The organism is Protofrankia sp. CiP1_Cm_nod3, from assembly GCF_982290655.1.
The window spans coordinates 1-17,521 of sequence record NZ_CEVIVD010000100.1 but is presented as its reverse complement, the minus strand read 5'-3'; the positions used below and the strand labels follow the sequence as shown (position 1 = coordinate 17,521).

Annotated in this window: 14 protein-coding genes and 1 tRNA gene; 5 read left to right on the top strand and 10 right to left on the bottom strand. The window is 70.6% G+C overall.

Going from position 1 to position 17,521, the window contains the following annotated elements:
- Positions 1-722: 722 nt before the first annotated feature.
- Positions 723-1,679, top strand: a complete 957-nt coding sequence (locus AC5LUJ_RS17405) for a hypothetical protein (protein ID WP_250286366.1) — start codon at positions 723-725, stop codon at positions 1,677-1,679.
- A gap of 337 nt (positions 1,680-2,016) precedes the next feature.
- A complete protein-coding gene (locus AC5LUJ_RS17400; RefSeq protein WP_493465297.1) occupies positions 2,017-2,862 on the top strand; it encodes a hypothetical protein in 846 nt (281 codons plus the stop codon).
- 59 nt (positions 2,863-2,921) lie between these two features.
- On the opposite strand, the gene AC5LUJ_RS17395 is transcribed toward AC5LUJ_RS17400, so the two are convergent.
- Together AC5LUJ_RS17395 and AC5LUJ_RS17390 are read right to left on the bottom strand one after the other, a co-directional pair.
- Positions 2,922-3,002: transfer RNA gene (locus AC5LUJ_RS17395), tRNA-Leu, on the bottom strand.
- A gap of 307 nt (positions 3,003-3,309) precedes the next feature.
- A complete protein-coding gene (locus AC5LUJ_RS17390) occupies positions 3,310-3,810 on the bottom strand; it encodes a TIGR03668 family PPOX class F420-dependent oxidoreductase (RefSeq protein WP_250286370.1) in 501 nt (166 codons plus the stop codon).
- 242 nt (positions 3,811-4,052) lie between these two features.
- Between AC5LUJ_RS17390 and AC5LUJ_RS17385 the strand changes: the two genes are divergently transcribed.
- Positions 4,053-4,334, top strand: coding sequence for a DUF6247 family protein (locus AC5LUJ_RS17385; RefSeq protein ID WP_250290351.1), 282 nt, complete (start codon positions 4,053-4,055; stop codon positions 4,332-4,334).
- Between the two features lie 724 nt (positions 4,335-5,058).
- On the opposite strand, the gene rdgB is transcribed toward AC5LUJ_RS17385, so the two are convergent.
- The 8 genes from rdgB to clpS all read right to left on the bottom strand — a co-directional run bounded on the left by rdgB (position 5,059) and on the right by clpS (position 11,991).
- The gene (gene rdgB, locus AC5LUJ_RS17380; RefSeq protein WP_250286360.1) at positions 5,059-5,721 is read right to left on the bottom strand and encodes an RdgB/HAM1 family non-canonical purine NTP pyrophosphatase; all 663 of its coding nucleotides are present in this window, start codon (positions 5,719-5,721) and stop codon (positions 5,059-5,061) included.
- Positions 5,718-6,464 (bottom strand): ribonuclease PH, encoded by a 747-nt coding sequence (rph, locus tag AC5LUJ_RS17375; RefSeq protein WP_250286358.1) that lies wholly within the window; start codon positions 6,462-6,464, stop codon positions 5,718-5,720. The genes rdgB and rph overlap by 4 nt, the downstream gene beginning before the upstream one ends.
- Positions 6,465-6,989: 525 nt before the next feature.
- A complete protein-coding gene (locus AC5LUJ_RS17370) occupies positions 6,990-7,736 on the bottom strand; it encodes an MBL fold metallo-hydrolase (protein ID WP_250286356.1) in 747 nt (248 codons plus the stop codon).
- A 994-nt stretch (positions 7,737-8,730) separates the two neighbouring features.
- The gene (locus AC5LUJ_RS17365) at positions 8,731-9,678 is read right to left on the bottom strand and encodes a PLP-dependent cysteine synthase family protein (RefSeq protein ID WP_250286353.1); all 948 of its coding nucleotides are present in this window, start codon (positions 9,676-9,678) and stop codon (positions 8,731-8,733) included.
- 22 nt (positions 9,679-9,700) lie between these two features.
- Complete coding sequence (locus tag AC5LUJ_RS17360) at positions 9,701-10,009, bottom strand: MoaD/ThiS family protein (RefSeq protein ID WP_250290350.1); 309 nt, start codon at positions 10,007-10,009, stop codon at positions 9,701-9,703.
- A 300-nt stretch (positions 10,010-10,309) separates the two neighbouring features.
- Entirely contained in the window at positions 10,310-10,714 is a 405-nt protein-coding gene (locus tag AC5LUJ_RS17355; protein WP_445548292.1) for a M67 family metallopeptidase, read from the bottom strand.
- Positions 10,715-10,900: 186 nt separating this feature from the next.
- Positions 10,901-11,437, bottom strand: coding sequence for a DUF2017 domain-containing protein (locus tag AC5LUJ_RS17350; RefSeq protein WP_250286346.1), 537 nt, complete (start codon positions 11,435-11,437; stop codon positions 10,901-10,903).
- A 254-nt stretch (positions 11,438-11,691) separates the two neighbouring features.
- On the bottom strand, positions 11,692-11,991 hold the full coding sequence (gene clpS / locus AC5LUJ_RS17345) for an ATP-dependent Clp protease adapter ClpS (protein WP_250286344.1): 300 nt from the start codon (positions 11,989-11,991) through the stop codon (positions 11,692-11,694).
- A gap of 1,389 nt (positions 11,992-13,380) precedes the next feature.
- Between clpS and AC5LUJ_RS17340 the strand changes: the two genes are divergently transcribed.
- Positions 13,381-15,873: a putative bifunctional diguanylate cyclase/phosphodiesterase gene (locus AC5LUJ_RS17340; protein WP_493465296.1), complete on the top strand. Its 2,493-nt coding sequence runs from the start codon at positions 13,381-13,383 to the stop codon at positions 15,871-15,873.
- A 70-nt stretch (positions 15,874-15,943) separates the two neighbouring features.
- Positions 15,944-17,395: a nicotinate phosphoribosyltransferase gene (locus tag AC5LUJ_RS17335; RefSeq protein WP_250285620.1), complete on the top strand. Its 1,452-nt coding sequence runs from the start codon at positions 15,944-15,946 to the stop codon at positions 17,393-17,395.
- Positions 17,396-17,521: the final 126 nt, after the last annotated feature.

Here is a 17,521-nt window from a genome sequence, read left to right as displayed (position 1 = left end):
CCGTGGGTATTTTCGCCGGTCCCTGGCGGAACAACGGCCCTCGTGACAGTCACCAAAGTGACATGGCGCACGTGCCGTAGGCCCCTTCACACACGGCAGCCGGTCAGGCAGCCTGTGTATGGGAAACCTCGGGTGCGCCGGAGCAGGCTGTGGCAGGCGGCGTACGGCGCATCCGATCCGACGACGGTCCGGGCCGTGGCTGGCCCCGGCCGTCCCGGGATACCTGTCGACGTGACCGCGATCAACGGGCGGGACCGCGGTCACCGATGACAGCCCCCGCCGATACCACCCGGCAGAGCGAGCACACATCCACCATTATTCCACCGTGTGTCACTTGCGCGGCACTGTATGGATACGGGCCGAGGCATCCGGCCGAGCAGAGGGAGCACGTGACTCTGGACCAGGCTCGGGGTAGGCTTGCATGGCCGGTCAACTCGATGCCTGTGCGGCGCCGACTGCTGGCCGTCAACATAACCTCATCGTCATAACTTCATCGTCATAACTTCATTGTCGGGCCAAGTTTTTTTGGCCAGACGGCAACCCTCGGACGGGGAGCCCCAGCAGCGCAAGCCCTCGCGGTGCCGTGGGAAACCGTCCACCTACGGGTCGTGTGCAGCAGTCCCTCGGGACACGGAGCACATGGAGGCCACTGCCCAGACGGGTCGACGACTGAAACCAGATAGCCCTCTGACCAGAGGGCTTTCATTTTCTGGAGGCATGTCGTGACCGCCGTCCCTCTTGGCCTGACGATGCCCGAGGCGCTGGATGTCCTCGTGGAACTGGTTCATGACTGGCGGGACCGCGGACGTGTTACCACCACCGCCGGGCTCAAGCCCGGTCTGCAGCAGCGTACCGCCGGAGCATTCTCCGAGCAGACGCTTGGGTTCGCGACCTTCCGCGATTTTGTTCAGGCGGCTGCTGCCGCAGGGCGCGTCGGGCTGCACCAGATGCCTTCCGGGCACTGGATGGTCCTGCTACCGGGCGAGTCGCCTGATGACGTGCCGACATCCTCCTACAGCCGTTCGGCCGCCGCGGACATCGCGGAGGCCGGCGTCCGGCCAGCCTCTCCCAGGACCGCCCTCGCGTCGACGAGCCGTCTCCGTCACGAGGTGTGGCATTGCTTCGTCGACTGGGCGCCGGACCAGCGTCGGGTTTGGGACCGGCACAGCCGCCGCGGTGTCATGTACCCGGTGGATGCGGATGGCCGTCCAGCATGGGAATCAACGCCTGAACGATTCACGAAAATACCCGCTGCGGACATGTCCACCCAAGTCGGCTGGATGCGTGAATGGGCTGCGGCCCTTCCGGATGAGGATGCGCGCGCGGCGCTCCTGGCCAGCCTTGATGAAACCGCCCAGCGCGGGCGGTTCCGGCAGGAGCTGACCCACCTGGGGCTCGTGGCTGCCTGGCGGAGCGAACTGCAGCGGCGGATCCTCGCTCACGCCGTTGCGTGGGCACATGAGCAGAGCGTCGACGTGACCGATCTCCTGGAGCCTCGCGCGCGCACGGCTTCCGCACCTCCGGCTTCCATATCGAAGCCCGCTCCCGCCCCAGGGGTGTCAGACGACGAGCTCGCACAGTTGCGCGCGCTGCTGCACCTCGTGATCGACAACATGACCCTGGCCGAGCTTGCGAGCCTGCCGGTACGGGCCGAGCATCTCCTGCGCGTGCACGCCTGAAAGGCGGTTCGTCATCGGCGCCAGCACACGCGTCCAAGAAAAACGGGCGTGTGACCTGTTCGACGTTGCTCTCGCGCCGGCGGTCCTGTCCCCGGTAGACGGTGAAGTCTGCGACGTCGTCCTTTCTACGCGCGGTGGCAGCAGCGCCCCGCTGCGCTTGGCGACCCAGAAGCGCACCAGTTCGCGTTGGCTACGGCAGGCACACGAGGAGCTTGTAGGCCAGGCACAGGGGCTCACAGCACCGGTCACGACAGCGCTTCTTGACCACCTCATCAACCGGCCAGGCGCCGCGGGACGGGTGCGCGTTGCCGGGGGAGGCTACCGGGTCTGGCAGTCCGTGCTCGCCAGCGCGTCTGATATCACGCTGTTCGTCGAGCTCGGCGCTACCGTCACCGCCGGGCTTCCACCGGAAGTCGCTGAGCTGACGGTCGACGCTGTTCCGATCGAGGTAGGCGACGACGGCCGGCTTTCCGCTCAGGACCTGTGCGTTGTCGCGGCTCGGTTGGAGGCGATGTACATGGATCTCGGGCTGCGCGATCGACGAGAGCGCATCGATGGCCCCCAAGAAGTGCTCCTCCTCGGGACGCCGACGTCGGGTTACCGCGCGGTCCCAGCGGATTGGGAACCACGGATTCGGGTAACGGCCGCTGTCGTTGGCTTACGGCTCCTGGTGGCGGCGACACCAGGCGAAGTGCGCTCGCAGTCCCTTGTCAACCGCGCCGACCTCGGCGTCGTGGTGACCGGCCGTGCCGACTGGCCGCCGATAGTCCAGCAGATGCAGGACGCCGGGTGTCCTGTGGAGCGATTCGGCGTACCAGGCGAGAAATTCGACAGTTTCCACGATGCGGTCCGCCGTCACCTCGTAACGGTTATGTGGGACGCGGCGTCGGCTACCCTGAAGGAACTCCCCAGGATCGAGGCGGGACACACTGTTTACCATCGTAAGGTGGCAAGCACGCGCAAGTTCGACCACTTTGACGAGGGGTCACCGTCACCCTGTAAGCACGGTGCCACCATGTTTGTGCCCTGGAGCGGCGACAAAGCTCTCAAGGGAATGCAGCGCCGGTACGCCAACTTCCAGCCCGCAATGTTACTTCACTGCAAGCACTATCCAAATTGTGGTGTATATGCCGTACGCGGAATCGACCGACGAGCTCCTTGCCGCATCGGCGAGCGGCCCTGACGATCGGCCTGGACGGGAAAGCCCGGCCGAACAGGCGTTTTTCCATTTTGACAAGGCGGTGCGGGAGGGGGGACTTGAACCCCCACGCCCTGAGGCGGCAGATCCTAAGTCTGCTGCGTCTGCCATTCCGCCACTCCCGCGCACGTGCTGCCAGGTACGGCGTACCACACGGTAGGCGCCGCAGGTATCACGTACCGCCAGCTACAGGATAGCGACCGCTGGCCACGGACCGTCCAGCCGCCCATCCCAGCCCCTGCGCTGGCCGGCGAGGCCCGCGGAAGGCGGACACCGACCCGGCCTCCGAGCGGGCTCTGGCGCACATCACGGCAGGCGGACAGCCGGGCGGAAGCCTGGCAGGACAGCGACAAACTCGCGCCGATCATGATCTGTGCGGACGGCCAGGGGCCGTGTGCGGCGCCGTGTGGCCGCTGCGGGGCGTCACCGCCGTCACGGGGGTGGGCGGTAGGACCAGCCGGACCAGTGGTGGACGTCGATCAGGATGACCGGGCCGGTTGGCCGATGCCGCTGGTACTGGTGGTACTTCGCCGTCAGCCGGTCGATCGCGTCATGCCAGGCGGCGCTCTCCCCCGCCGGCTTCTTCCCGGCGGATCCGTCCCCGGTGGCTCCATCCTCGATGGTTTCGGCGCGGGCGGCTTCGGCGGGGATGATGCGGGCGAGGCCGTCGGCGCGGGCCCACCACAGGGTCTGCCAGTCCTCGTCGTAGTGGTCGGCGATCAGGGTGACCCGCGGGTTGGCCGCGATGTTGGCCAGGCGCCTGAGGGCCGTCGACCGTTTGGGCTTGTGGTCCACCGCCGTGACGATCACATCGTCGTGGAGCGCGAAGGTCACCGGCACCAGGTGCGGCTGCCCGGCCGCGTCCACGGTGGCGAGCCGGGCGACCCTGGCGGCGGCGAACCGGCGGCGCGCCTCACCGGCGTCCAGGTTCACCGGCGTCCAGGTTCACCGGCGTCCGAGTTCACCGGCGTCCGAGCTCACCGGCGTCCGATCGAGCCCGAGCGCATCCTGGGCCCGGTTCTCCTGGCCCCGGCGCTGCCCTGGCCCCGGGTCTGTCCTGGCCCCGGGGGCCGGGTGTGTCTGAGCAGGGTTCGCCACGTGTTCCAGTCCTTTCACGTTAAGGAAGCGAGACACCCCGTCTGCGTTATCGCCAGGCGGAGCGAGACAATGGAAATATGGCTGATACGGACGTGCCGGCCTCGCTGGAGGGGCTGCGGATCCGAGTGGACAAGACGGGGTCCGCGGTGCACGCCGCGCTGGACGCCGACCAGCGGGCCGCGTTCGAAGCGGAGTTCCGAGCGGCGCTGGCCCATGTCGACGACCAGTTCGGTCTGGACGCCGTCCAGGACGTGGTCGAACGATGGTGGCCGGCCGCGGTGTTGTGCGCGAATCCGGAGATCCGACAACGAGCGGCTCCGGGGATCCGACAGGAGATCAACATGGACAACCAGCGCTGACCGGCGGGCACCGACCAGGCCCGCCGGCGCCGTCGGCGTCGACGCCAGTGGCTGGCCTGTGACCAACGGACGCCCGACGACCCAGGGTGATCGAGGACGCGACTGGGGTGTCACGAGTCGGGGACGGATGGAACGACCCGGACACCTCAGCCGCGTCCTTAACCTACCCTGCCGATAGCAAATAGTCACTGATCGATTACAGGTGGTTCCAGCTTACACGGCAATTGGCATCCATGTACCCGGTTTGACGCGCTCCACCGCCACATCTTTTGCCGGATTTCGCCGCCACCTGCTCAGCGTCGACAACCCAGTAACAGAAAGTGGCTGGATACCGGGCGTCGAATGATCCAGCAAAACGCTCCGGACATACCCGACGGCTACCCGACGCAGGGCGGATCACAGACAACACAAACACATGAAGTAGCCATGCAACACAACGCAAGCAAACAGGACGACGCCGACGGGCGTGACACCCCAGGCAGGACGGTGCGCGCGGAACGATCCGGGTGAACGGGCGCTGGGACGGTCCCGGCGAAACGGCCGCCCACGTGCGCGGTGACCTCGCCGCGCGACCCGTAGGCCACCGGCACCACCGCCCCTGGCAACGTCCTCGTGCGACCCGCAGGTGGGCGGCTCCGGCACGCCCGGACAGCCTGATCTGAGCCCGTCAGGTGTGCGGCCCGCAGGCGGGCGGCCCCGGCAGTGCGCCAGGCCGGCAGGGGCGTCAGGCCGGCAGAAGCTCCCGCAGGACGTCCGCGAGCTGGCCGAAGGCGCGTCCCCGATGGCTGATAGCGTCCTTTTCCGCCGGGCGCAGCTGCGCGCTGGTCCGGTTCTGCCCGTCGGGGAGGAACAGCGGGTCGTAGCCGAAACCGCCGTCCCCGCGGGGCACCCTCAACAGCCGCCCGCGCATCTCCCCGTGCACGACCCGTTCGGCACCCGCCGGCGTCACCACCGCGGCCGCACACACGAAGGCCGCGCCACGGCGCTCCTCTGGGACGTCGGTGAGCTGGGCGAGCACGAGCGCGTTGTTGGCGGCGTCCCGCTCGGCCCGGCTGGCGCCGGGCAGCGGCCCGGACCAGCGGGCGGACAGGACGCCGGGCATGCCGCCGAGCGCGTCGACGGTCAGGCCCGAGTCGTCCGCGACCGCGGGCAGGCCGGTCACCCGCACCGCGTCCCGCGCCTTGATCAGGGCGTTCTCGGCGAAGGTGGCGCCGGTCTCGGGGACGTCGGGGCCGTCCGGCAGCGCCACGAGCTCGACGTCGAGACCGGCCAGCGCGAGGATGCGGCGCAGTTCGACGAGCTTGGCATCGTTACGGCTGGCCAGCACCACCCGCCGGGACGCCTGCCGGCCCGCGCCTGGCCGGTCCTGCCCGGGGAGGGTGGTCACCGGGCGCCTGGCCGCGCTCCGCCGGCGGGCACCGGGCGGGGGCCCGCCAGCGCGGCCCGCTGGATCTCGGTCAGCCGCGCGCAGCCGCCGACAGCCAGGTCGAGCAGCTGGTCGAGCATCGCGCGGTCGAACGGCAGGCCCTCGGCCGTCCCCTGCACCTCGACGAAGCCGCCGTCACCGGTACAGATCACGTTCATGTCGGTGTCGGCCCCGGAGTCCTCGTCGTAGGCGAGGTCCAGCAGCGGCCGGCCGGCGACGACCCCGACGCTGACCGCCGCCACGCTGCGGATCAGGGCGTCCGGACGGCCGAGCCAGCCGCACGCGTCCGACAGCGCGACATACGCGCCGGTGATGGACGCGGTGCGGGTGCCGCCGTCGGCCACCAGGACGTCACAGTCGATCGCGATCGTGTTCTCGCCCAGGATCTTCAGATCGACGCAGGTACGCAGGCTGCGGCCGATGAGCCGGGAGATCTCGTGCGTGCGGCCGCCGATGCGCCCGCGCACGGACTCACGGTCGTTGCGGGTGTTCGTCGCCCGCGGCAGCATCGAGTACTCCGCGGTCACCCAGCCCAGCCCGCTGCCCTTGCGCCAGCGCGGGACGCCTTCGGTGACCGACGCCGCGCACAGCACCCGCGTCCGCCCGAACTCGATCAGTGCCGAGCCCTCGGCATGGTCCTGCCAGCCGCGGGTGATGTTCACCGGGCGGAGCTCCCCGGATGTCCTGCCGTCGGAACGTCTCACGACGACTGACCCTACCGGGCGGACGCAACTCGACACCGGTCGAATCCAACCGGGCACCATCGGCGACAGTATGAAAAGCCCGCCGATGAACGCCCGCGCCGACGGGCCTGGGCCGCCGGGCATGCCCGGACCGACGCGCGTGCCCGGCGGCGCACCGGGCACGACGCTCCCAGCCCGGACCAGCCGGTCGGCGACGCCGCGGCCGGTGGCACCGAGAGCCGGACCTTCCAGATCCGGCCCGCGGCGGCACCCGGCACCCGGCACCCGGCACCCGGCACCCAGCACCCAGCACCCAGCACCCGATCAGCGTCCACGGAGCCACGGCGTACCAGGCTGAATCCGGCCTGGTACGCCTGCCCTGCCCGCCCGGGGCACGTGCCGGCCCGGTGACGCCCCCGACAGGCCGGCTGCTACTGATCTTCGACCGTGCGGACGACGCCCGGCCGCTCGGCAGCCAGCCAGCCGATCGGTCAGGACGGACCGGACGTGGACGGCCCGGACGTCGCGGGTACCGCGGGTGCGCGGCTAGATCTCGTAGATGGCGCCGGTCTCGGCCAGGGTCAGCGGGCCGTCGAAGGCGCCGGCCGCCTCCTCGCGGCTGCGTTCGGCGTCTCCCCACGGCACCAGGTGGGTGAGCACGAGACGGCCCACGCCCGCCTTGGTGGCGTGCTCGCCGGCCTCCCGCCCCGACAGGTGCACGCCGGGGGGGTTGTCCGGGACGTCCAGGAAGGCCGACTCGCAGAGGAACAGGTCGGCGTCCCGGGCCAGCTGGACCAGCTCGTCGCAGGCGCTGGTGTCACCGGAGTACGTCAGGGAGCGCCCCTCGGCGGTCACCCGCATACCGAACGCCTCGACCGGGTGCGCCACCCGCTCCAGATCGATCCGGAACGGGCCCACGTCCAGCCGGCCGGGGCTGATCGTCCGGAAGTCGTAGATGTCGGCGAGGGAGTCCTCCGGCCAGCGCTCGAACGCCGCGCACAGCCTTTCCTGGGTGTTGATGGGCCCGTAGACGGGCAGCTTGGGCGGCATGCCCTCGGGGTGGTAGCGGCGGGCGTAGGAGTTCACCACGAGGTCGAGACAGTGGTCACCGTGCAGGTGGGAGACGAGCAGGGCGTCGATGTCCCGCAGGTCGCAGTGCCGCTGCAGCTCGCCCATGGAGCCGTTCCCGGCGTCGAGCACCAGCCGGAAGCCGTCGGACTCCACCAGATAGGACGAACATGCCGACCGGGGTCCCGGGTAGGTTCCCGAACACCCCAGAATCGTGAGCTTCATCGGGCCACCGCCAATGCCGTCAGTACCGATACCGTCCGGGCTGGTGCCACCGGCACCGATGGTGCCGGTGGCGGTACCACCCACGCGGGGCGCGGGCTGGCTGCCGCGCGCCGCTGGAGGTCCGGCCCGGGCCGGCCCGGATCATCGAGTGCTCCGCACCGACCAGGTCGTCGGTGACCGTTCATCGCGGTTTCTGCGCTACTCGCCAATGTGACGCCCTCTCCCCTGACAAAGCCGATGACGCCGGTCAACAAAAGGTGATAAACGGTATAGCCCGGGATCAATGAGTACGCATCGACTTCTCGACACAGCACCGGGCGGGCTCTGACCGCGCCGATGGGCTCCTGGCCCGTCGAACCACGATCTCGCTCCTGACCTCCAGGGACGGCCGGCAGCCGGCCGCGTCCCGGATGACCGGCAGATGGGAAGACGTCGTAAGGCGCGACGCCCGCGGGGACGCCGCAGGCAGCGCATGCGGCCACGGCCCCGGCCGCGGCAGTCCTGCCGGCGCCGTCGGCGTGACCGGCGGACACGAAGATCGCCTCACCGCCCCGGACGGGGTGACGCACCCCGGACACGCGCGGCCGGCACGGGCCCGCGACGCGGGCGGACGCGGCGATCACGGACACCGGCCGCGATCGCCGCAGCACACTCTGTCGGCCAACGGGAATGTGGCGGGACCCGGTCGGGATCCGACCGGGGTTCATCAGGGGCTGATCGGAGTTCACGGTCGCGATGGCATGACTGCCACCAGCGCTACCGAACACCCCGATGGGCGCGCCGCTCATGAGCGATCAGACTAAGCCCGAAATCCCGTTCCGACCGTGTGGCAGTGGTCACGAAACCCATGTCGAATTTTGGACAGCCCGGACGAGCCGGTATCAGGGCGCATCGGGGTACATCAGCGACCATCCTGGGACGTGGGAGAAAAATAGTGATCATTGCCTCGGTACCGCCGGGTACACCGACGGGACCACGCCCGCCGGCTTCCCGGTCACGCCCAGAGCTGACCCTCAAGTGCGGCTTCGGCCTCCTCCAGCGTCCCCGCGTATGCGCCGGTGGACAGGTATTTCCAGCCTCCGTCACAGACGATGACGGCGATGTCGGCGCGCTGCCCGGCGCGCACGCACCTGTCCGCTTCGATCAGTGCCGCGTGCAGGATGCAGCCGCTCGAGATCCCGGCGAAGATCCCCTCCTCCTCGACCATCTGCCGGGTCCGCCGTAGTGACTCCTTCGGCCCCACCGAGATACGGGTGGTGAGCACGCTCCCGTCGTAGAGCTCGGGGATGAAGCCCTCGTCGATGTTGCGAAGGCCGTACACGATCTCGCCGTACCGGGGCTCCGCCGCGATGATCCGGATACCCGGGACCCGTTCGCGCAGGAAACGGCCGGTGCCCATCAGCGTCCCGGTGGTGCCGAGGCCCGCGACGAAGTGGGTGATGGTCGGCAGGTCCGCGAGGAGCTCCGGACCGGTCGTCTCGTAGTGCGCCTGCGCGTTCGCCGGGTTGCCGTACTGGTAGAGCATCACCCAGTCGGGATGCTCGGCCGCCAGCCGCTTGGCCACGGCAACGGCCTCGTTGGAGCCGCCGCTCGCGGGCGAGTACACGATCTCGGCGCCCCACATCGCGAGCAGCTGCCGCCGTTCCGCCGAGGTGTTCTCCGGCATCACGCAGACCAGCCGGTAACCCCGCTGGCGACAGACCATCGCCAGCGAGATACCGGTGTTCCCCGACGTCGGCTCGAGAACGGTGGCGCCGGGAGTGAGCAGGCCGCGCTTCTCCCCGTCCGCGATCATCCACAGCGCGGCCCGGTCCTTGATCGAACCGGTGGGATTGTCCTGTTCCAGCTTGGCCCACAACCGGACGTCCGGCGATGGCGAAAGCCTGGGCAGACCGACCAGGGGGGTGCGGCCAACCGAGTCCACCAGGGAGTCGAAACGCATGAGCTCTTCCGGCCTGCCTGTCTCAGATGCCCGCCGTCGCCGGCATCATGGCTGAGCCGCCGGCGACGGCGGGGAGAATGGTTACGGTGTCACCGTCGGAAATTTTTGCGTCGAGACCGCCGAGAAAACGAACGTCTTCGTCATTGACATAGATGTTCACAAAGCGGTGCAGCTCACCGGCGTCCTCGGAGACGAGCCGGCCTCGCAGCCCCGGGAAGTGGCTGTCGATGTCGATGAACAACGCCGCGAGCGTGTCTCCCACACCCTCGACGACCTTGGACCCGCCCGTGTAGCTGCGCAGGATCGTCGGCACGCGGACCTGGACTGCCATGCTGCTCCTCATCGTCGTGCTCTGTTTCGTCGCGCTCTGTCGGTGTTGCTGTTCGGTCGGTGTTGCTGTTCGGTCGGTGTTGCTGTTCGGTCGGTGCTGCTGTTCGGTCGGTGCTGCCGGCCGGCGCTGCCGGTCGGGCTTCGGGCCCCGCTCCGGCAGCGCCGTCCGGCCGCGCTCCGGCCTTCGGCCCCGCCTCGGCTGTCAGCGCCATACCCCGAAGGATCCCGTCCCGCTCCGGATCCCTCGCCCCGGGGACGCGCGCCCGGCTCCGCGCGGCATCCGGCACAACGTCGGGCGCAGTCAGACGATTTCCACCGGCTCCTCCGTCACGACTGCGTCGATGATGCGGTACGAACGGAATTCGATCTTCTCCGGGTCGCGGGTCGAAGCCAGGACATAGTGGGCGCCGGGTTCCTGGGCCAGCGGGATGTCCGTGCGGGACGGGTAGGCCTCGGTAGCGGTATGTGAATGATAGATAACTACCGGCTCTTCGTCCCGCTCCTCCATGTCGTTCCAGACCCGCAGGTGCTCCATGGCGTCGAACCGGTAGAACGTCGGCGACCGCTCCGCGTTCTCCATGGCCACGAAGCGCTCCGGGCGGTCCGAGCCGGCCGGGCCCGCGACGATCCCGCAGGCTTCGTCGGGATGATCCCGCCGGGCATGGGCGATGATGGCCTCGTAGATGGCCCGATCGATGCGCAGCACGGGCCAACGGTACGACGAGCGGCATCCACCACGAGCCACGATCATGCGTACATGGCGAAGAATGCCTGCCCATGATCTGATTGTGCCCGCGAGAGCGCCCGGCGGGCCGCCGCCGGGCCTCCGGAGCACGACGGGCCGTGTCACAGCGAGCCGTGTCAGGGCCATGTCACATCGGGTCAGGCCGTGTCACAGCAGCGCCTGGACGAGCTGCTCCTGCAGGTCCCCGAGGAACAGGTACACCTCGACCACGGGGCGGCGCGGGTCCTGGCCGCCGATCTCGTACAGGGCTTCGGCCGACGTGTCGTCGGTGAGGTTCAGCCGGGCGCCCAGCACCAGCCGCAGGTCGGTGAGGGTGACCAGCCAGTCCTGGACGGCGGCGTCGTCGAGCAGGACCCGGCCGCCCGCGGCCGGCACGGTGGCCAGTGCCCGGCGCGCGGCGTCACGCTTGCCCGCGCGGATGTCGTCGGAGGTGCGGCGGCGGTAGTCGGCGGCGGCCTCCTGGTCGTTCGGATAGGCGTCCGGCAGCAGCCGGGCCACCGCCGGGTCCTCCGGTACCGCCGGGGGCACGGCCCGCAGGCCGACGATCGCCTCCAGCGGGTCGGCCACCGGCGGTGGCTCCAGCAACGCGTCGATCTGACTGATCAGCTCGGTCAGCAGGGTCGCCTGAAGCGGACCGAGGACCATCTCGACGCCGTCTCCGGTACGGCTGAATCCGTTGGACACGCTCTCCCAACCAAGGTCAACAGTGATCGGCCCGGGCCACGTCCGGTAGATCTTCAATCACGCGGACCGGCATCCGGACGACCACCCGTCGCTTTGCTAACGCCACCGACAGCTTCGCTGGTTCCTTCTCGGCCCACGAGGAGCCACCCGGCCCGCCGGCCCGCCGGCCGCGCCGACCGCGCCGGGCACCCCACGCTCATGCCCAGGTGGCCCGGTGCCACACCGGCCAGCACGGATCATCCGCCGGACACGGCCTAGTCCTGCGCGACCGTGGCCCACAGGCCGTAGGCGTGCAGGCGGGTGGCGTCCCGCTCCATCTCCTCCCGGGTGCCGGAGGAGACGGTGGCCCGTCCCTTGTGGTGGACGTCGAGCATGAGCGCCTTGGCCTTTTCCCGGCTGAAGCCGAACAGTCTCTGAAAGACGTAGGTCACGTACGACATCAGGTTGACGGGGTCATTCCACACGATCGTGACCCAGGGCCGGTCGTGCTCGGCGGCCTCGTCGGAGTCCAGGACCTCTTCGGGTGCGGCGGTGGCTAGTGGCACGGACTCCATTGTGGCGCGTGTGCGGGCCGAGTTCCCCCCGGGCCACCGGGCCCGGGGGGAAGCCGGATCGATCTTCGAGCAGCCGGCCGGACGCCGCTCCCGCCGCACCGCTCCCGCCGCACCGCGGCCGCGGTGCCGGCGGCGTGCGTGGCGTCCGCGATATCCGCGACGTGCGCGACGCCCACGGCATGCACGGTGCCCCGTCGGCTCCCAGGCGTCCCGCCCGCTGTTTCGCCCCGTCCTGCCCCACCCGTCGGCCGGGTGGCGAACCGCGTCGAAGCCGGCACGTGGAGGCACGCCCCGGCATGCGGCGAACAGCAATGAACACCATTGGTCACCAGTGGGTGTAGACGGGCCGGCCGTCGAACGGCACGAGAACCACGGCGTGGGCGCGACAGATACGCCCATACCCTAACAGCAGGTAACCGAAATGGTGTATTTAATTGTATTCAGTCATGATTTGGCTATCTTTTTGGTCACGGTTCGCTGCCCGACACAAAAAACCTCTTCGACAGCAGTCCGGACCCGTCGCGTCGCATCTCGGACTCTTGCCTACGGATAGTGACCAGGACGTCGACATCCCGCTGCGGCCGATCCCCGCACCACCAGCGCACCATTGCCCGCGCACGGCCCTTTCATTCATATTTCCGGCCATGTCGTACGAATTTGCATGAATCGTTACGGGTCGAATCAGCAACGGAAAGGAGTGGCCGCCATGAACAACGGCGTCAGCTGGGGCTGAGAACAGGACCGGCACCAGAACGGAACACATCACACACGCCGACGCCAGCCGGCGGCTCCCGACGGACAACCACCGCCACCGCGCGGGGAGAAAAGGACGTGTTGAAAATGAGAAAGAACGACGCGGACACGAACGGCGTCAGTTGGGGCTGAGAAACCACCGCGGTACGGTTGACGGTGTCGGCGACATCCGCCGCGGGCGGCGGAGCCCCCGTCCGCCGGGCCCGCCAGGACAGGTCGGGCCATGAGCGGCCGGGCCGCGGCCGTGCGGGCCGGTCGGGCCCGCGGCGGCCGGCCAGGCGGTACGCGCGGGCCGGTCGGCAGCCGGCCCACGGGAGCCGGTCCGCCGGCCCCTGACCCGGCGAACGGGCCGTCGACACGACAAGGCCGACACGGCCCCGGTCGGACAGGGGCGCCACGGCGCCCCCTCGCAATATCGGTATCAGCTCACTACGCCCCCACCGCGTAGTACATGATCGGGGCGTAGTGAACGATGACCGTAACGTCAAGCCTACGTAAGGCACCGGGTGCGCCGCCGTCCAGGCGGCGTGATCCCGGTGGCCCGATCACGCAACCTCCGCAGGCAGGACGGGAGCCCAGATGGCCGTCGGCGCGCGTGCACGGTTAGTACCGTCCAGGTACCACCTGGTGCTCGTCATGGTCACCTCCACCGCGGCGGCCGTGACCGTGGTCTGCCTGGCCCGCCTGCCGGAAACAGCCGGACCGGTCTCGTGGTATCGGCTGGCCCTCGGGATCGCCTGTGTCGCGATCGGCCCGATACCCCTGCTGCGGGTGCGTTCGGGGCACCACACCGGCGACTACGACCTCAGCGAGGCCAGCGTGGTCATCGGGCTGGCCCTGCTGCCCGCCCCCCAGCTCGTCACGATCAGCGCCGTGGTGGTCCCGGTCATGCACGCCATCCTGCGCAGGCCACCGGTGAAGGTGATCTTCAATGGGGCCAGCGCCACGTTGGGCACCGCGGTCGCGGCCGGCGTCCTGTGGCTGTCGGGCGGGCGTCCAGGGCATCTGGAGGGTGTGGAGATCCTGCTCGCGGCACCGGCCGGCCTCACGGTCTGCCTGTGGACCAGCCTGTCCGTGTCCATGGTGATCTCCGCGGCGCGCGGGACGCCGCTGCGCCGGACCCTGTGCGAGACCATGGGCATCAGCACCGTGATCGCGGCCGGCGGCATCGCGGTCGGCTGCGCGGCCGTCGCGCTCGCCCACACCAGCCCGGTGACGCTGATCGTCCTCCCGCCGGTCCTGGCGGGCCTGGTGATGGTCTACCGGATGCAGGTCGACTCGGCCCAGCAGCGTGACCACTGGCGCCAGCTCAACGCGGCCGCGAAGGATCTCGCCATTCTGGACCGGACGGCCATCGAGGCCCGCGCGACGAGGATCGCCTATGAGATCTTCCGGCCGGACGGCGTGGAGCTCGTCGTCGACCCGATAGCACCGCCGGGCCCACCGCCGATACCACCGCCGGGCCCACCTGCGCCCGTGCCACCGGCGTCGATATCGCGGCCGCCGGCGCCCGCGCCCCGGCCGTCCGGATCGCCGACCGCATCGCCAACCGGCTTCCAGCGCGGAACCGACCATGTCGCCACCCCGCTGACCGGGCCTGCCGGCCAGGTCGGGGTGCTGCGGCTGCGCTTCGCCCGGCCGGCCCCCTGGAAGGACCACGACCAGGCCGTCCTCGCCGCGTTCGCGAACCTGGTGGCGCTTGCGGTCACGAACGCCAACACCTATGCCGAAGCCCACGACCAGGCGTTCCACGACGCCCTGACCAACCTGGGCAACCGCCGGATGCTCCAGCGGCGCACCGCCGAGGCGATCGCCGCCACCGCCGCCGGGCCGCGCTCCGCCCTGCTGCTCGTCGACCTCGACCGGTTCCGGGACGTCAACGACACCCTCGGGCACGACGCCGGCGACCAGCTGCTGCGCGGGATCGCCGAACGGCTGCGGCGCGGCGTCCGCGCGGGCGACCTGGTGACCCGCATCGGCGGGGACGAGTTCGCCGTGCTGCTGACCGGGATCCGGGACGCCGAGGCCGCCGAGACCATCGCGGCCACGCTGACCAGGGTGCTGGCCCACCCGGTCGCCGTCGAGGGGATGATGCTCTCGGTGGAGGCGTCCATCGGGATCGCCTGCCTCCCCGAGGACGGCGACACCGTCGACGAGCTGCTGCGCCGCGCGGACGTCGCCATGTACCAGGCCAAGAGAACGCACGGCGGTTACCGGCGTTACCGGGCCGACGAGGATTCCTCCACGCTGGCCCACATGGCGTTGATGGCGGACCTGCACGACGCGCTCGACCACGGCGACATAAACCTGTGCTACCAGCCGCAGATCGACCTGGAAACGGGCCGGATCGTCGCTTTCGAGGCCCTCGCACGGTGGAACCACCCGGTTCTCGGCCGGCTTTCCCCGGACGCCTTCATCGGTGCCGTGGAACAGTCCGGACGCATTGGCGACTTCACCCGGACCGTGCTGCGGGAGGCGTTGTCCGCGGCCGGCCGGTGGCACGCGGACGGCGCCCGGGTGGGTATTTCCGTGAACCTGTTCGCGCGCAATCTCCTGGAACCGGGCCTGGCCACCGAGATCGCGCAGCTGCTGCTGGCGAACAGGCTGTCCGCGGCGGCGCTCACCCTGGAGATCACCGAACGGGCGGTCGTCACCGAGTCCGCCGCGACCGCGCGCTCGCTGGCCGCGCTGCGCGACCTCGGGGTGCGGCTGGCCGTGGACGACTTCGGCACCGGCTACGGCGCGCTCAACGTGCTCGGGCAGTTCGACCTGCACGAGGTGAAGATCGACCAGTCGTTCGTCCGCGACGCCGCCGGTGGCCGGGCCAGCCGCGCGATCGTGCGGGCCACTGTCGCGCTGGCCCACGACCTCGGGCTGCGGGTCGTCGCCGAGGGGGTCGAGGACGCCGAGACCCTCAACGCCCTGTCCGCCCTCGGCTGCGACCTCGCCCAGGGTGCGTTCATCAGCCCACCGGGCACGGCCGAGGAGGCCACCGCCCTGCTGCGGGACGCCGGCCGGCTGGCGGCCCCGCGATCGGCCGACGTGCTGCCGTTCCGGCGCCCCGCCGGGGAGCGGGCCGGGGGCGCCGCGCCCGTCCGCAGGGCGTATCCGGCGACCGACGGCAGATGACCTGACACGGAGATGACCCGATACACCAGGATCGTGCGTGTGATCTGCTGAGGTCCTAGTGTGGTCCGCGATGACCACGCCCACACCGCTGCCCATGCCGCTGCCCGCGCAGCCGCCAGCACCGGCGTCCACGGCCCTGCTGACCGACCAGTACGAGCTGACGATGTTGCGGGCCGCGCTGCGTTCGGGGGCGGCGTCGCAGCGGGCGGTCTTCGAGGTGTTCACCCGGGCGCTGCCGGCCGGGCGCCGGTTCGGTGTGCTCGCCGGCACCGGCCGCCTGCTGGAGGCGATCGCGGCGTTCCGGTTCGGCCCGGACGAGCTCGCCTACCTGCGCGGCAACGGGACCGTGGACGACGCCACCGCGGACTACCTGGCCGGCTACCGCTTCAGCGGGGACATCCACGGCCTCGCCGAGGGCGAGCCGTTCATGCCGAACACCCCGGTGCTGGTCGTCGAAGGCACCTTCGCCGAATGCGTCCTGCTGGAGACGCTGGTGCTCTCCGTGCTCAACCACGACAGCGCGATAGCCGCCGCGGGCGCCCGGATGGTCGCCGCGGCCGCGGGCCGGCCGTGCGTCGACATGGGCTCCCGCCGCACCCACGAGCAGGCCGCGGTCGCCGCGGCCCGGGCCGCCTACCTGGCCGGCTTCACCGCCACCTCGAACCTGGCGGCGGGCCGGCGCTGGGGCATCCCCACGACCGGCACGGCGGCGCACGCGTTCACGCTCGTCCACGCCTCCGAGCGGGACGCGTTCGCCGCCCAGACCGCCGCGCTCGGGACGGGCACCACGCTGCTCGTCGACACCTACGACGTGCCGGCGGCGGTCGCCACCGCGGTCGAGGTGGCCGGGACGGCGCTCGGCGCGGTCCGGCTCGACAGCGGCGACCTCGCGGCCGTGGCCCGGGCCACCCGCGCCCAGCTCGACGGCCTCGGCGCGCAGGCCACCCGCATCATCGTGACCGGGGATCTCGACGAGCACGCCATCGCCTCGCTCGCGGCCTCGCCGGTGGACGGCTACGGCGTGGGCACCAGGCTCGTCACCGGCTCGGGCGCGCCGACGACGGGCTTCGTCTACAAGCTCGTCGAGGTGGCGGGGACGGCGGTCGCGAAGGCCTCGGTCGGCAAGAGCACCAGGGGCGGCCGTAAGCATCTGACCCGCCGGCACGGCCGCGACGGGGTGGCGGTCGCCGACGTGATCACTACGCCGGTCCGGGGAGCCGAGCCGGCGGCGAAGCGGGACGAGAGCCACACCGGCACCGGCACCGGCCGTCCGCGGGCCCCGCGCGGCCCGGAGGCGGGCCCGTCCTGGCCGGAACGGCCGCTGCTGGTGCCGCTGGTACGCGGCGGCCGGATTCTCGACTCCGACGCGACGACCGCCGAGGGGCTGCGCGCCGCCCGGGCCCATCACCAGGCGGCCCTGGCGTCCCTGCCGGCGCACGCGCTGCAGGTCACCTACGGCGGGCCGTGCCTGCCGGTCATCACCGCCGGCCAGCGGGCAGCGCGGCAGCCCGGACAGCTGTAGGCCCCGCCGGACGGGCCCGCGGCCCGCCCCATCGCCCTACCGGCTCACCCCGCTCGCCCGGCTCGCTCTGCCCAGCCGGTTCGTTCTGCCCATTCAGCTCGCTCTGCCCAGCCGGCTCGTCCCGCC

Coding starts and splice junctions, on each gene's coding strand:
- AC5LUJ_RS17340 (WP_493465296.1), top strand. CDS start 13,381: ATGGTCACCTCCACCGCGGCGGCCGTGACCGTGGTCTGCCTGGCCCGC.
- AC5LUJ_RS17335 (WP_250285620.1), top strand. CDS start 15,944: ATGACCACGCCCACACCGCTGCCCATGCCGCTGCCCGCGCAGCCGCCA.
- AC5LUJ_RS17370 (WP_250286356.1), bottom strand. CDS start 7,736: ATGAAGCTCACGATTCTGGGGTGTTCGGGAACCTACCCGGGACCCCGG.
- AC5LUJ_RS17385 (WP_250290351.1), top strand. CDS start 4,053: ATGGCTGATACGGACGTGCCGGCCTCGCTGGAGGGGCTGCGGATCCGA.
- clpS (WP_250286344.1), bottom strand. CDS start 11,991: ATGGAGTCCGTGCCACTAGCCACCGCCGCACCCGAAGAGGTCCTGGAC.
- AC5LUJ_RS17360 (WP_250290350.1), bottom strand. CDS start 10,009: ATGGCAGTCCAGGTCCGCGTGCCGACGATCCTGCGCAGCTACACGGGC.
- AC5LUJ_RS17365 (WP_250286353.1), bottom strand. CDS start 9,678: ATGCGTTTCGACTCCCTGGTGGACTCGGTTGGCCGCACCCCCCTGGTC.